This window comes from Paracoccus ferrooxidans (assembly GCF_029909815.1).
Classification (GTDB): domain Bacteria; phylum Pseudomonadota; class Alphaproteobacteria; order Rhodobacterales; family Rhodobacteraceae; genus Paracoccus; species Paracoccus versutus.
Map to the genome: position 1 here is coordinate 898747 of NZ_CP038198.1, position 13072 is coordinate 911818.

Sequence of the window (13072 nt, forward strand, 5' to 3'; positions counted from 1 at the left end):
CCAGAGAACAACAGGACCGGATCATGGCGCGGCATCTCATCACCTCGGCGATCCCTTACATCAACGGGATCAAGCACCTCGGCAATCTCGTCGGCTCGCAGCTTCCGGCGGATCTCTATGCCCGCTACCTGCGGGGCCGCGACCACGAGGTGATGTTCATCTGCGCCACCGACGAACACGGCACCCCGGCCGAACTTGCCGCCGCCAAGGCCGGCAAGCCCGTCGCCGTCTATTGCGCCGAGATGCACGAGATCCAGGCGGAAATCGCGCGCAACTTCGGCCTGTCCTTCGACCATTTCGGCCGCTCGTCCTCGGAACGCAACCACGTGCTGACCCAGCATTTCGCCGGCAAGCTGGACGAGAACGGCTATATCGCCGAGGTCGAGGAGCGGCAGGTCTATTCCATCGACGACGGCCGCTTCCTGCCCGACCGCTATATCGAGGGCACCTGCCCCAACTGCGGCTATGACAAGGCCCGCGGCGACCAGTGCGAGAACTGCACCAAGCAGCTGGACCCGACCGACCTGATCGAGCCGCGCTCGGCCATTTCCGGCTCGACCAACCTGGAGGTGCGGGCGACCAAGCACCTCTACCTGCGCCAGCGCGCGCTGAAGGACCAGATCGCGACCTGGATCGACAGCAAGACCGACTGGCCGATCCTGACCACCTCGATCGCCAAGAAATGGCTGAACGACGGCGACGGCCTGCAGGACCGCGGCATCACCCGCGACCTCGACTGGGGCATCCCGGTGAAAAAGGGCGACAAGCCCTGGCCGGGGATGGAGGGCAAGGTCTTCTACGTCTGGTTCGACGCGCCCATCGAATACATCGCCGCCACCGCCGAGGGCGCCGACAAGCGCGGCCAGCCCGACAGCGCCTGGCGCCGCTGGTGGCGTCTGGACGAGGGCGCCGGGGACGTGACCTATACCCAGTTCATGGGCAAGGACAACGTGCCCTTCCACACCCTGTCCTTCCCGGCCACGATCATCGGCTCGGGCGAGCCCTGGAAGCTGGTCGATTACATCAAAAGCTTCAACTACCTGACCTATGACGGCGGCCAGTTCAGCACCTCGCAGGGGCGCGGCGTGTTCATGGACCAGGCGCTGTCGATCCTGCCCGCCGACTACTGGCGCTGGTGGCTTCTGTCCCACGCCCCCGAATCGGGCGACAGCGAGTTCACCTGGGAGAATTTCCAGCAGTCGGTGAACAAGGATCTGGCCGACGTGCTGGGCAATTTCGTCAGCCGCATCACCAAGTTCTGCCGCTCGAAATTCGGCGAGACCATCCCCGAGGGCGGCAGCTACGGCCCCGAGGAAAAGGCGCTGGTCGAGGCGCTGACCGCCCGCGTCCGCGCCTATGAAGGCTTCATGGACCATGTCGAGGTCCGCAAGTCGGCGGCCGAGCTGCGGGCGATCTGGGTTCTGGGCAACGAATACCTGCAATCGGCGGCGCCCTGGTCGACCTTCAAGACCGACCCCGACCGCGCGGCGATGCAGGTGCGGCTGGGGCTGAACCTGATCCGGCTTTACGCGGTGCTGTCGGCGCCCTTCATCCCCTTTGCGGCCGATGCGATGCTGGCGGCGATGCGGACCCAGGACCGCACCTGGCCGGACGATGTCCGCGCCGCACTCGAGGCCCTGCCCGCCGGCCACGCCTTCACCGTGCCCGAGGTGCTGTTCGCCAAGATCAGCGACGAAAGCCGCGACGAATGGCAGGACCGCTTCAAGGGCATCCGCGGCTGAAATCACCCCGACGGCCTGCGACAAAATGCCGTAGGCTTGTTGCATTCATGCCACAAACCTTTCCACGGGCGGGCTGACGTCTTGTCCCGTGGTATGGCGGCTGGTTAATCGCCCGCAGTTACCCAGGTCATGGCGATCCCCCTTGCCCTCTCGGCCCAGGCAAAAAACCGTTCCTGTTGTCGAGAGGTGACGATGCCGTCCTATCAAACGAACTCCCCTGCCCGCGTGTGCGATAACCGCAACATTCGCGCGGCCTTGCCCCCGACTGGACGGCTCGCCGGCCTGCTGATTGGCCTGACCGCACTCACCGCCCCCGCAATCGCGGTGGCACAGGCAGAGACCGAGGAAGTTGTTCTGGACACCGTGGTCCTCGTGACTTCGGCCTCGTCGATCGCGACCTCGATCCAGGATGCCCCCGCCTCCATCACCGTCATCGACCAAAGCGACATCCAGGCCAAGGGCGCGCGCGATCTCAAGGACGTGCTGCGTACCGTTCCCGGCCTTAACCTGACCCGAGGCAACGACGGCAATTCCCAGGTGTCGTTCCGCGGCCTGTCCTCCAGCCGCACGCTGACCCTGATCGACGGCAAGCGCATCAGCAGCCGCAACACCTTTGCGCGTCATTATCAGGGCGACCTCCAAATCGTGCCGCTGGATGCGATCGAGCGCATCGAGGTGGTGCGCGGCCCCATGTCCACCCTTTATGGTTCGGACGCGATGGGCGGCGTTATCAATATCATCACGAAGAAGGCGACCGATACCTGGTCGGGCTCGCTGACCACCGATTTCGCTTTCGCGGACGAAAACAGCACCGCCGACAGCCGCTCGGTCACGGGCTTCATTTCGGGTCCGCTGGGCCAAAACCTCAACCTCTCGGCCTGGGGGAAGCTGGCGGAAATCGAAGCGCCGGACGAGCCTTATGGATATTCCGTAGGTCGCGACAACGTGCTTACTCCGCTTTATACTTCAAACGGAACCCGTACGAAAACACTTGGCGCACGGCTGACGTGGCTTCCGCAAGAAGGAGTGGAATGGGGCGCAGAAACCCAAGCTTCGGTTGACAACTACCTGGGCGATGCGGGAGCACATGACACCAACAAGGTAACCAAGAAAAGCATCGGCCTGACCAACGAATGGCAGCTGGGCCAAGGACATCTTTCCAGCTACCTTCGCTACGAAACATCGGGCAACGAGTCCTGGAACTCGACGAGCGGGTCGTGGAACGACGCTATTGATTATGACACGACCATCCTGGAAAGCCGCTATACCTCGCAGACCAGCCTGACTGGCCGGCAACTCGACTATACCATCGGCGGTCTGGTTGCACATGAAAAGCTGAGCGACCCGCAGACATCGGCTTCTTTGATCGAAGGCTCGGTCAATACTGCGGCGCTTTATGCCGAAGCCCGTCTGCAAGCGACCAACGCACTTAGCCTGACCACCGGCATGCGCGTGGACCATCACGAGCGCTTTGGCACCCATATCACGCCGCGCATCTATGCAAATTACGATTTTGGTAACGGGCTGATGCTGAAAGGTGGCTATTCACAGGCTTTCGTTGCCCCAGACCTCCGCAACCTGAATCCCAATTATGAAATGGGTTCGAACGGAAATGGCTGCAAACCCTATCGCGGGCCTTGCACGATCATCGGCAACCCCAACCTTCAGCCCGAAACCTCGGACAACTTCGAGATCGGGCTGAATTATCAGGGCGAGCGCAGCAGCTGGGAAATCACGGCCTTCTACAACGACGTGGAAGACATGATCAGCGCCCGCAGAATCCGCGCAGACGATCCCAATGATCCGACCGACAGAGCTCTGTTTCAGCGCGACAACTTCGACTACGGCAAGACCGCCGGGGTCGAGTTCGGCCTAGATTACGACATTACCAACGACCTGACCTGGATCACTTCGGGCACCTATATCGCCAAGTCCGAGTTCAAATATGGCGATTTCGACACGGCCTATCCAATGGCCACCACGCCTAAGTGGAACATCACCACGGGCCTGGCCTGGCAGGCGAACGACCGCCTCAATCTGTCGGGTGAAGTGACCTATGTCGGCAAGCAAGCTGGTTATGTCGTCGAGGAAGGTCTTGTGGTCGGCTCGGGCGAGCAGGCTTCGGTCCCGGCAGGCCAGAACAGCAAGGCCTATTATCTGGTCAACGTGGCTGCGGCCTATGACCTCAACGATATGGCCACGCTGAATGTCGGCATCGACAACCTGTTCAATGACCAACCCGAAACGGACGTGTCCTATCGCGAAAACGGACGTCTGTTCACGCTGGGCATCACCACTCGCTTCTGATCCGATAGACTGCACAAAAGCCCAAGGCCGCCCCGGAAAGGGCGGCCTTTTCTTTCCGACGATATGGAACCTTGGGCCGTGGCAACGCATGATGCCTCTGCAACCCAGCCTAGCGGAGAGAAGCATGACCCATTGCATCCTGATCGGCGCCCCGGTGGACGAGGGGCAGCGGCGGCCCGGCTGCCTGATGGGCCCGGCCGCCTATCGCGTGGCCGGGCTGGCCTCGACGCTTGCCGAGCTGGGCCATACGGTCGAGGATCGCGGCGACCTTCTTCCCGCCGCGGGCCGCGGCCAGACCTGTGCCAATCCCGCCGTGCATCACCTGCCCGAGATCGTCGCCTGGACCGAGGCGCTGCGCGCCGCCGGCTGCGCCGCGATGGAAGAGGGGATGCCGATCTTCCTGGGCGGCGACCACGCGCTGGCCCTTGGCACGCTCGCCGGGGTGGCGGCCCATGCCCGCGCGGCGGGACGGCCGCAATTCGTGCTGTGGCTGGACGCGCATAGCGATTTCCACACCATCGAGACCACGGGCTCGGGCAACCTGCACGGCACGCCGCTGGCCTATGCCTCGGGGCGGCCGGGATTCGACCCCTTCCCCGCCTTTCCCGCGCCGATTCCAGGCCGCAACATCTGCATGTTCGGCATCCGCAGCGTGGATGGCGCCGAGCTGGCCGCGCTGCGCGAGACCGAGATCGTCGTGAACGACATGCGCGTGCTGGACGAACGCGGCATCATCGCGCCCCTGCGCGAATTCCTGGACCGGGTCCGGGCCGAAAACGGCATGCTGCATGTCAGCCTGGACGTGGATTTCCTCGACCCCTCGATCGCGCCGGCCGTCGGCACCACCGTCCCCGGCGGCGCCACCTTCCGCGAGGCGCATCTGGTCTGCGAACTGCTGCACGAAAGCGGGCTGATGACCTCGCTCGACCTGGTCGAGTTGAACCCTTTCCTGGACGAACGCGGCCGCACCGCCAAGCTGATGGTGGACCTGGTCGGCTCGCTGATGGGGCGCAAGGTCTTCGACCGGCCGACCCGCAGCTTCTGAGCCCGCAACCTGCGGCCCCCGCCGCGCCCCCGCCGCGACGGAGGCTTGCCAATCCCCCGCCCGCCCGCTAGCCAATTCCCCGGCGCGGGCGTGGCGGAATGGTAGACGCATGGGACTTAAACTCCCTGGGGCGCAAGCCTGTGCGGGTTCGAGTCCCGCCGCCCGCACCATATTCCCGCATATCCTTCCCCCCATGGTCCGGCGGCCTATAGCCTGATCCGCACCACCAATCCCTTCCGGCCCCTGCCGGCGGCATATCCTTTGCCAGCACCAGCCGCCGCCTGGCCTCGAAAAGGGGCAAGGAAAAGCGCACCGGTTCGCCTTTCCCTGCCACCCGAAAGGCCCTTACCACCACGCTCGGGCCTGTCCGGGGGTGCCGCTTGCACCGCATGCCATCCCTACCCCGGCGGCCCTTTCGCGGCAAACGCCAACCGCGCGCGATTTTAAACAAATCGCCTTGGTTCCCCCGCCCGGCTCGGCTAGGTTCGCGCCGGAATCCGAACCCAGGAGAACATGATGGCACAGCGCCTCCACCTCGTTTTCGGTGGTGAACTTGTCGATCCCACCCGCACCGAGTTCCGCGACACCAGGGACATCCATATCGTCGGCATCTTCCCGGACTACGCCCAGGCCCATGCCGCCTGGAAGGCCGAGGCGCAACGCACCGTGGACAGCGCCCATACCCGCTATTTCATCGCCCACCTGCACCGGCTGCGCGACGAAGAGCGCGAGGTCAGCCCGACCGAGGAACTGGGCAGCTAGGCCCCCGCGAATCGCGATGCTTCCCGCCGATGCAACCGCGTCCCTGGCGCTTTGGCTGCACCTGCGCCGCCGCGCGGCGCTGGCTGGCGGCCCGGTCGAACTCCCCGAGGCCCCACCGGGCGAGGGGCCGCTGGTCATGGTGCATCTGGCGGAACAGGCCGAAGAGCCGCCGCAGCCGGGCGCGCTGGTCAGGGCGCTGCTGGCCCGGCGGCCGGGGCTGCGCTTCGCCTTTCTCGGCGCGCCCTTGGCCCCGGACACCCTGCCTGCCGGGCTGCGCGCCGTGACCCTGCCCCGGCCGCAGGATCCGGCCGCGGTGCGCGAGGTGATCCGGGCGCTGCAGCCGCGGGCGCTGCTGGTCCTGGGCGACCAGCTTCCGGCCGCGCTGATCTCGGGCGCGGCCGAGCAGAACCTGCCGGTCATCCTGTGCGAGGCGCGGCTCGTGGCCCATGCCCGGCGCGGATCCTGGCGCGGCGCGGTCAATCGCGGGCTGATGGGCAAGATCGCCCGCATCCTCGCCCCGGACCCGACCGCCGCCGCCGCCGCCCGGCAATTGGGCGCCCCGCCCGGCCGGATCGAGCTGACCGGCCCGATCACCGAGACACGGCCGCCCTTGGCCGCCAACGAGGCAGAGCGGCGCGCGCTGGCCCAGATCCTTGCCGGCCGCCACATCTGGCTGGCGGCCTGTCCCACGCTGCCCGAGGCCAAGGCGGCGCTGGCCGCGCACCAGGCCGCGCTGCACCACAACCACCGCGCCTTGCTGATCCTGGCCGGGCTGCCGGCCGAGACGATCCCCCAGGTCCGGGCCGAGGTCGAGGCGCTTGGCCTGGCCGCCGTGCTGCGCTCGGACGACGAAGACCCCTCGCCCGACGATCACGTGCTGATCGCCGAGGACACGCAGGAGATGGGCCTGTGGTATCGGCTGGCGCCGGTCTGCTTCATGGGCGGCACGCTTCTGCCCGGTCCGGGCCTGGCGCCGCGCCACCCGTTCGAGCCGGCGGCGCTTGGCTCGGCCATCATCCACGGCCCGCTTACCGAGGCGCATGGCCCGGAATGGACACAGCTCGACGGGGCCTCGGCCGCGCGGCTGGTGACCGAGGCGGCCGGGCTGACGCGCGCGGTCGCCGATCTCTCGGCGCCGGATCAGGCGGCGATGCTGGCCGGCAACGCCTGGTCGGTCAGCACCGGCGGCGCCGCCGTCCTGGGCCGCATCGCCGATACCGTCCTCGAGGCCATGGAGAACCCGCAATGAGCCGCCGCGCCCCCGATTTCTGGTTCCGGCCGCCGGGGCTCAAGGCGCGGCTGCTGGCGCCGCTGGGCGCGCTTTACGCCGCGGCCACCGCCCGCCGCCTGGCGCGGGGGCCACGCACGCGGCCGGGGGTGCCGGTGATCTGCATCGGCAACCTGAACGCCGGCGGCACCGGCAAGACGCCCACCGCCATCATGCTGGCCCAGCTCTTGCAGGACCGCGGCGTTGCCGTGCATGTGGTCTCGCGCGGCTATGGCGGCAGCGAAAAGGGACCGCTGCGGGTCGAGGAATCGGGCCACAAGGCGGCCGAGGTCGGCGACGAGCCGCTGCTGATGGCCGCCTTCGCCCCGGTCTGGGTCGCGGACGACCGCCAGGCGGGCGCAAGGGCGGCGGTCGAGGCCGGGGCGCAGGCGATCCTGCTCGACGACGGTTTCCAGGATCCGGCGCTGGCGCATGACCTGGCGCTGGTGGTGGTCGATGCGGCCAAGGGTTTCGGCAACGGGCTTTGCCTGCCCGCGGGGCCGCTGCGCGAGCCGGTGGAACGCGGCCTCGCCCGCGCCGACCTGCTGCTTTCGATCGGCGAGGCCCCGGCCCAGGCGCAATTCGCCGCGGCCTGGGGGGCGCATCTGTCCCTGCCGCACCTGACCGGCCGGCTTGTGCCCCTGCAGACGGGCATGGACTGGCAGGGCCAGCGCGTGCTGGCCTTTGCCGGCATCGGCCATCCCGAGAAATTCTTCGCCACCCTGCGCGACCTCGGCGCAGAGGTGGCCCGCGCCGAGGCGCTGGAGGACCACCAGCCCTTCACGCCGCAGCTGCTGACCCGGCTGGAAACCGAATCGCGGCTGATCGGCGCGCAGCTGGTGACGACGGAAAAGGACGCGGTGCGGCTGCCGCGCGGCTTCCGGCCCAAGGTGCTGGCCCTGCCGGTGCGGCTGCAACTGGACGACCCGGCGCCGCTTGCCGACCGGCTGGCCGCGCTGGGATTGTGAAAGGCCCCGAAGCGGGTCCGGGGCCTTCCGCTTTCTCCGTTCTCCAAATACTCCCGCGGCCGCGCCGCCCGGAGATCGCTCAGCCTTTCTCGGCCAGCTTGGCGTCGATGATCTTCTTCAGCTCTTCCCAGGGCTGGTTCTGCACCTTTTCGCCGGCGATGATGAAGGTCGGCGTGCCCTCGACCTGGTCGGCGGTGGCATGGGTCTGGAAGGTGGTGACCAGGTCCGCGACCTTCTGCTTGTCGTTCCAGCAGGCATCCATCTGCTCGGTCGTCATCCCGGCCTTGGCGCCGATCTTGCGCAGGTTCGCCGCGATCTCGTCGCCCGATTTCGCGTTCAGCCAGTTCTTCTGGTCGTCGAAGATCAGGTCCGAGACGGCATAGTATTTCTCGTCCCCGCCGCAGCGGGCAAGGATGCCGGCCCAAAGCCCGACCGCATCGAAATAGACGTCGCGCTGGATGAAGCGCACCTTGCCGGTATCGACATATTCCGCCTTCAGCCTGGGCAGGTTCTCGTCATGAAAGACCGCGCAATGGCTGCAGGTGAAGCTGGCATATTCGATGATCGTGACCGGGGCGTCGGCCTGGCCCAGCGCGATGTCGGGCAGAACCTTGCCCTCGGGCGCCGGCTCGGCGGCATTCTCGGCGGGTTTCGCCTCTTGCGCCATCGCGGGCAGCGCGGAAAGGGTCAGCGCGGCCGTGGCGGCGGCGATCAGGGAGCGGCGAAGCAGCATCATGGATTGGCCTTTCGGTCGTTGGCGTCCCGGCGGGACAGGATGTTCAGCGCCAGCCGCCGCATGGCGGCGGACAGCGCGGGATTGTCGAAGCCCGAGGCGATGGCCTCGGCCTGGGCGAGGTCTTGCGGACCCGGCGCAGCCGCGCGGCGCGGCGCGGCAAGGAACGCGGCCTGCCCCTCGGCAAAGCCTTCCGCCCCTTGGGCATCGGCCCCTTCGGCAAAGCCGACGGGCGCGGTCTGGGTCAGCACGATGCGCGAGACGGCGTTGAAGCCGTAGCAGGCGTTCACCCGCGCGCGGATCTGTTCCAGCTGCATGCCGATCAGCGGCGCCTGCGCCCCCGGCACCAGCAGCGTCAGCGTGGCGCCCATGGACTTGCCATGGCTGATCCTGACCGGGCGGGTATGGGCGGCAAGCTCGGGGCCGACCACCTCGGGCCAATGGGTCAGCAGCCGGGTCGCGGCAAAGCCCCGGCCCTCGCCCACCGCCTTGACCCGATGCGCGACCAGCTGGGCCGCGGCCTCGAAGCCGCGCATCCGGCGGCGGGGCTGGGTTTCGGGTTTCTTCTGGGCCATCGGGCGACCATATGGTTTATCTGGCGCGCAGTCTGGACCGCGGCGCGCCCGGATACCAGAGAGACGAGGCTGAAAATTGCGTGACCCCAGGGTGATCCCGACCGAGCTGCTGGCATGGTACGACCGCCACGCCCGCGTGCTGCCATGGCGCATGCCGCCGGGCGGCGGCGCGGCCGACCCCTATCGCGTCTGGCTGTCCGAGGTCATGCTGCAACAGACCACCGTCGCCGCGGTAAAGTCCTATTTCCAGCGGTTCACCAGCCTCTGGCCCACGGTCCACGACCTTGCCGCGGCCGAGGACGCGCAGGTCATGGCGGAATGGGCCGGGCTCGGCTATTACGCCCGCGCCCGCAACCTGGTCGCCTGCGCCCGCGCGGTCGCGTCCATGGGCGGATTCCCCGACACGCGCGAGGGGCTGGCGGTCCTGCCCGGCATCGGCGCCTATACTTCGGCCGCCATCGCCGCCATCGCCTTCGACCGGCCCGAGACGGTGGTGGACGGCAATGTCGAGCGCGTGGTCGCACGGCTTTTCGCGGTCGAAACCCCGCTGCCCGCCGCCAAGCCGGAACTGGTCGCGCTGGCCACCCGCCTGACCCCGCCCCGGCGGCCGGGCGATTTCGCCCAGGCCATGATGGACCTGGGCGCGACCATCTGCACGCCCCGCAGCCCGGCCTGCGGCATCTGCCCGATCATCCCCCATTGCGCGGCCCGCGCGCAGGGCATCGCCGCGGACCTGCCGCGCAAGGCGCCGAAGAAGGCCAAGCCCCTGCGCCGCGGCATCGTCTGGATCGGCTTTGCCGAGGGCGCGGTCCTGGTCGAGACCCGGCCGGACAAGGGCCTGCTGGGCGGCACGCTGGCCTTTCCCTCGACGGGCTGGGACGGCTCGGACCTGCCGCCCCCGGCGCCCGCGGACTGGCAAGAGATCGGGCTCGTCCGCCATGTCTTCACCCATTTCGCGCTGGACCTGACGGTGATGTCCGCCCCCTTGACCGCGGCGCCGCAGCGCGGCAGTCTGGCACCGTTCAGCGAGTTCAGACCTTCCGCCCTGCCAGGGCTGATGCGCAAGGCCTGGGCGCTTGCCCGCCCCGAAACCGCAACCGGGTCTGCGACAACCGGTCGCCGTGGCAAGCCATGGCGAAACCCGCCACAGTCCCCCGCGTGACACGCATTTCTCCCGGCTGCTCAAGCCCCGTATCAAGACCGATTATTTCGTTGCCCCCATGCAAACCGCTTTTCGTTCCCGTCTGATCGACGCCCTGCCCTTCTGGCTTTCGCTGGGCATGGTGCCCCTTTTCCTCATCGCCGCGCGTTTCGGCGGCTGGTGGTTCCTGCTGATGCCGCTCTACGCCTGGTATCTGATGACCATGCTGGACGCGATCCTGGGCCTGAACGAGGAAAACCCCAACACCGAAACACCCGAGGCGCAGCTGTTCTGGTATCGCGCCATCACCGTGATCTGGTTCCCGATCCAGGCGGCGATGATCTTCGGTGCGATCTGGTATTCCGCCCGCAGCGGCCTGACCGGCTGGGAAAGGCTCGGCCTGTTCTTCGGCATCGGCGTGGCATCGGGCACCATCGGCATCGTCTATTCCCATGAGCTGCTGCACCAGAAGAACCGGCTGGAGCGCTGGATGGGCGACCTGCTTCTGGCCTCGACGCTTTATTCGCATTTCCGCACCGAGCACCTGCTGGTGCATCATTCCTGGGTGGCGACGCCGCGCGACGCGGTTTCGGCCCGCTACAACGAAGGGTTCTTCCGCTTCTTCCTGCGCGTGCTGGCCGAATGCCCGAAAAGCGCCTGGCAGGCCGAGGCGCGGCGGCTGACCCGTGCCGGCCGGTCGAAATTCGACCGCCGCAACCCGTTCTGGCGCTATGGCGCGCTGCAACTGGCGATGCTGGCCCTGGCGGCGGCGCTTGGCGGCTGGCAGGGGATCTTGCTGTTCCTCTGGCAGGCCTTCATCGCCATCTGGCAGCTGGAACTGACCAATTACGTCGAACATTACGGGCTGACCCGCAAGCATCTGGGCGAGGGGCGCTATGAACATGTGCTGCCGCGCCACAGCTGGAACAGCGCGCACAGGGCGACGAACTGGCTGCTCATCAACCTGCAACGCCATTCCGACCATCACTACAAGCCCGACCGCCGCTTTCCGCTGCTGCAAAACTATAGCGAGGAAGAGGCGCCGCAATTGCCGATGGGCTATCCGGCCATGACCTTCCTGGCCATGGTCCCGCCCCTGTGGCGGCGGCGGATGAACCCCCGCGTCCGGGCCTGGCGACGGCAGTTCTATCCCGAAATCACCGATTGGCAGCCCTATAACCGCGGCAAGCTGCCGATGCCGCGCGGCGCGCTCTAGCGCCGCCGGCGCAGGCCGCCCCGCCGGTTCCGGCAAAGCTGAAAAGGCCCCGCCCGGCGGCATGCCGCAGGACGGGGCAAGGCGGTCCCGGCCGCACCAGAGCTTGCGGAGCCTCGGGACTTGGCGAAAGCGGAAAACTCAGTGGGCGCGGCCTTCCTCGGCCTCCATCTCGGCGCGGATCTGCTGGCGCAGGATGTCGATGGGCACCATCCGCCCCTCGCGCCGGAAATGCCAATAGGTCCAGCCGTTGCAGCTGGGCGCCCCTTCCAGCGCGGCGCCGACCTGGTGGATCGAGCCCTTCACGTCATTGCCGATCAGGCTGCCATCGGCGCGCACCTTGGCCTTGTGGCGGTTGTTGAGCGAATAAAGCTCCTCGCCCGGCCGCAGCATCCCGCGCTCGACCACCTGGCCGAAGGGCACGCGCGGCTCGGCGCGCTTGGGCTTGATGGTGGCGATGGCCTCGCTGTCGAACTTGCGGATGCGGGCAAGGCGCTTTTCGGCCACCTCGCGATAGGCCTGCTCGCGCTCGATGCCGATGAAGTCGCGGCCCAGCATCTTGGCCACGGCGCCGGTGGTGCCGGTGCCGAAGAACGGGTCCAGCACCACGTCGCCGGGATTCGTGGACCCGACCAGGATGCGGTGCAGCAGCGCCTCGGGCTTCTGGGTCGGATGCGCCTTGGCGCCCTCCGCGTCCTTCAGCCGCTCGCCGCCGGTGCAGATCGGCAGCACCCAGTCGGAACGCATCTGCACGCCCTCGTTCAGCGACTTCAGCGCCTCGTAGTTGAAGGTATACTTCGCGCCCTCGGACTTGCTGGCCCAGATCATCGTCTCATGCGCATTGGTCAGCCGTTTGCCGCGGAAATTCGGCATCGGGTTGGCCTTGCGCCAGACCACGTCGTTCAGGATCCAGAAGCCCTGGTTCTGCAATTCGGCCCCGACGCGGAAGATGTTGTGATACGAGCCGATGACCCAGATCGCCCCGTCGGGCTTGAGGATGCGCCGCGCCGCCGCCAGCCAGTCGCGGGTAAAGCGGTCATAGGCGGCGAAACCGGAAAACTGGTCCCAATGGTCGTCCACCGCATCGACGCGGGAATTGTCCGGCCGGTGCAGCTCGCCCTTCAGCTGCAGGTTATAGGGCGGGTCGGCAAAGATCAGGTCGACGCTGGCCTCGGGCAGCGCGTTCATGATCTCGATGCAATCGCCGGCGAGAATCTGGTTAAGCGGAAGCGTTCGCGCCGCAGCGCGGGATTTGGTGTCAAGCTTGGTCATCACTGCCTCGGGTTTCGGCTATTGGTTTGCCGATTTGCTGGGGCCGA

11 protein-coding genes and 1 tRNA gene are annotated in these 13072 nt (G+C 67.3%); 9 read left to right on the forward strand and 3 right to left on the reverse strand.

The features are described 5' to 3' along the window. The first annotated feature begins 23 nt into the window (after nucleotides 1-23). The 7 genes from metG to lpxK all read left to right on the forward strand — a co-directional run bounded on the left by metG (nucleotide 24) and on the right by lpxK (nucleotide 8091). Nucleotides 24-1742, forward strand: coding sequence for a methionine--tRNA ligase (gene metG, locus E3U26_RS04545; RefSeq protein WP_449045054.1), 1719 nt, complete (start codon nucleotides 24-26; stop codon nucleotides 1740-1742). 192 nt (nucleotides 1743-1934) lie between these two features. Further along, nucleotides 1935-4049 (forward strand): TonB-dependent receptor domain-containing protein, encoded by a 2115-nt coding sequence (locus tag E3U26_RS04550; protein WP_116222192.1) that lies wholly within the window; start codon nucleotides 1935-1937, stop codon nucleotides 4047-4049. A 124-nt stretch (nucleotides 4050-4173) separates the two neighbouring features. Then, entirely contained in the window at nucleotides 4174-5094 is a 921-nt protein-coding gene (gene rocF / locus E3U26_RS04555; RefSeq protein ID WP_499105602.1) for an arginase, read from the forward strand. An 84-nt stretch (nucleotides 5095-5178) separates the two neighbouring features. Next, nucleotides 5179-5264 (forward strand) — tRNA-Leu (locus E3U26_RS04560). 346 nt (nucleotides 5265-5610) lie between these two features. After that, nucleotides 5611-5856: a DUF4170 domain-containing protein gene (locus tag E3U26_RS04565; protein ID WP_036760816.1), complete on the forward strand. Its 246-nt coding sequence runs from the start codon at nucleotides 5611-5613 to the stop codon at nucleotides 5854-5856. A 16-nt stretch (nucleotides 5857-5872) separates the two neighbouring features. Then, on the forward strand, nucleotides 5873-7105 hold the full coding sequence (locus E3U26_RS04570; RefSeq protein WP_116222191.1) for a 3-deoxy-D-manno-octulosonic acid transferase: 1233 nt from the start codon (nucleotides 5873-5875) through the stop codon (nucleotides 7103-7105). Then, nucleotides 7102-8091, forward strand: coding sequence for a tetraacyldisaccharide 4'-kinase (gene lpxK, locus E3U26_RS04575; RefSeq protein WP_499105603.1), 990 nt, complete (start codon nucleotides 7102-7104; stop codon nucleotides 8089-8091). Before E3U26_RS04570 ends, lpxK begins: the two co-directional genes overlap by 4 nt. 79 nt (nucleotides 8092-8170) lie before the next feature. On the opposite strand, the gene E3U26_RS04580 is transcribed toward lpxK, so the two are convergent. Together E3U26_RS04580 and E3U26_RS04585 are read right to left on the reverse strand one after the other, a co-directional pair. Beyond that, nucleotides 8171-8827: a DsbA family protein gene (locus E3U26_RS04580; protein ID WP_116222189.1), complete on the reverse strand. Its 657-nt coding sequence runs from the start codon at nucleotides 8825-8827 to the stop codon at nucleotides 8171-8173. After that, a complete protein-coding gene (locus E3U26_RS04585) occupies nucleotides 8824-9399 on the reverse strand; it encodes a DUF721 domain-containing protein (RefSeq protein WP_036760800.1) in 576 nt (191 codons plus the stop codon). Before E3U26_RS04585 ends, E3U26_RS04580 begins: the two co-directional genes overlap by 4 nt. 151 nt (nucleotides 9400-9550) lie before the next feature. On the opposite strand from E3U26_RS04585, the gene E3U26_RS04590 reads away from it, so the two are divergent. After that, nucleotides 9551-10561 carry an A/G-specific adenine glycosylase gene (locus E3U26_RS04590; protein ID WP_499105777.1) on the forward strand — a complete coding sequence of 337 codons (1011 nt, stop codon included), beginning with the start codon at nucleotides 9551-9553 and terminating at the stop codon, nucleotides 10559-10561. Between the two features lie 58 nt (nucleotides 10562-10619). Continuing rightward, nucleotides 10620-11756, forward strand: coding sequence for an alkane 1-monooxygenase (locus E3U26_RS04595; protein WP_499105604.1), 1137 nt, complete (start codon nucleotides 10620-10622; stop codon nucleotides 11754-11756). Nucleotides 11757-11894: 138 nt separating this feature from the next. On the opposite strand, the gene E3U26_RS04600 is transcribed toward E3U26_RS04595, so the two are convergent. Next, nucleotides 11895-13025 carry a site-specific DNA-methyltransferase gene (locus E3U26_RS04600; RefSeq protein ID WP_072463664.1) on the reverse strand — a complete coding sequence of 377 codons (1131 nt, stop codon included), beginning with the start codon at nucleotides 13023-13025 and terminating at the stop codon, nucleotides 11895-11897. Nucleotides 13026-13072 lie beyond the last annotated feature (47 nt).

Bases quoted from the DNA above. Each gene is read 5' to 3' on its own strand.
- metG (WP_449045054.1), top strand. From the start codon at position 24: ATGGCGCGGCATCTCATCACCTCGGCGATCCCTTACATCAACGGGATC.
- E3U26_RS04550 (WP_116222192.1), top strand. From the start codon at position 1,935: ATGCCGTCCTATCAAACGAACTCCCCTGCCCGCGTGTGCGATAACCGC.
- rocF (WP_499105602.1), top strand. From the start codon at position 4,174: ATGACCCATTGCATCCTGATCGGCGCCCCGGTGGACGAGGGGCAGCGG.
- E3U26_RS04565 (WP_036760816.1), top strand. From the start codon at position 5,611: ATGGCACAGCGCCTCCACCTCGTTTTCGGTGGTGAACTTGTCGATCCC.
- E3U26_RS04570 (WP_116222191.1), top strand. From the start codon at position 5,873: ATGCTTCCCGCCGATGCAACCGCGTCCCTGGCGCTTTGGCTGCACCTG.
- lpxK (WP_499105603.1), top strand. From the start codon at position 7,102: ATGAGCCGCCGCGCCCCCGATTTCTGGTTCCGGCCGCCGGGGCTCAAG.
- E3U26_RS04580 (WP_116222189.1), bottom strand. From the start codon at position 8,827: ATGATGCTGCTTCGCCGCTCCCTGATCGCCGCCGCCACGGCCGCGCTG.
- E3U26_RS04585 (WP_036760800.1), bottom strand. From the start codon at position 9,399: ATGGCCCAGAAGAAACCCGAAACCCAGCCCCGCCGCCGGATGCGCGGC.
- E3U26_RS04590 (WP_499105777.1), top strand. From the start codon at position 9,551: ATGCCGCCGGGCGGCGGCGCGGCCGACCCCTATCGCGTCTGGCTGTCC.
- E3U26_RS04595 (WP_499105604.1), top strand. From the start codon at position 10,620: ATGCAAACCGCTTTTCGTTCCCGTCTGATCGACGCCCTGCCCTTCTGG.
- E3U26_RS04600 (WP_072463664.1), bottom strand. From the start codon at position 13,025: ATGACCAAGCTTGACACCAAATCCCGCGCTGCGGCGCGAACGCTTCCG.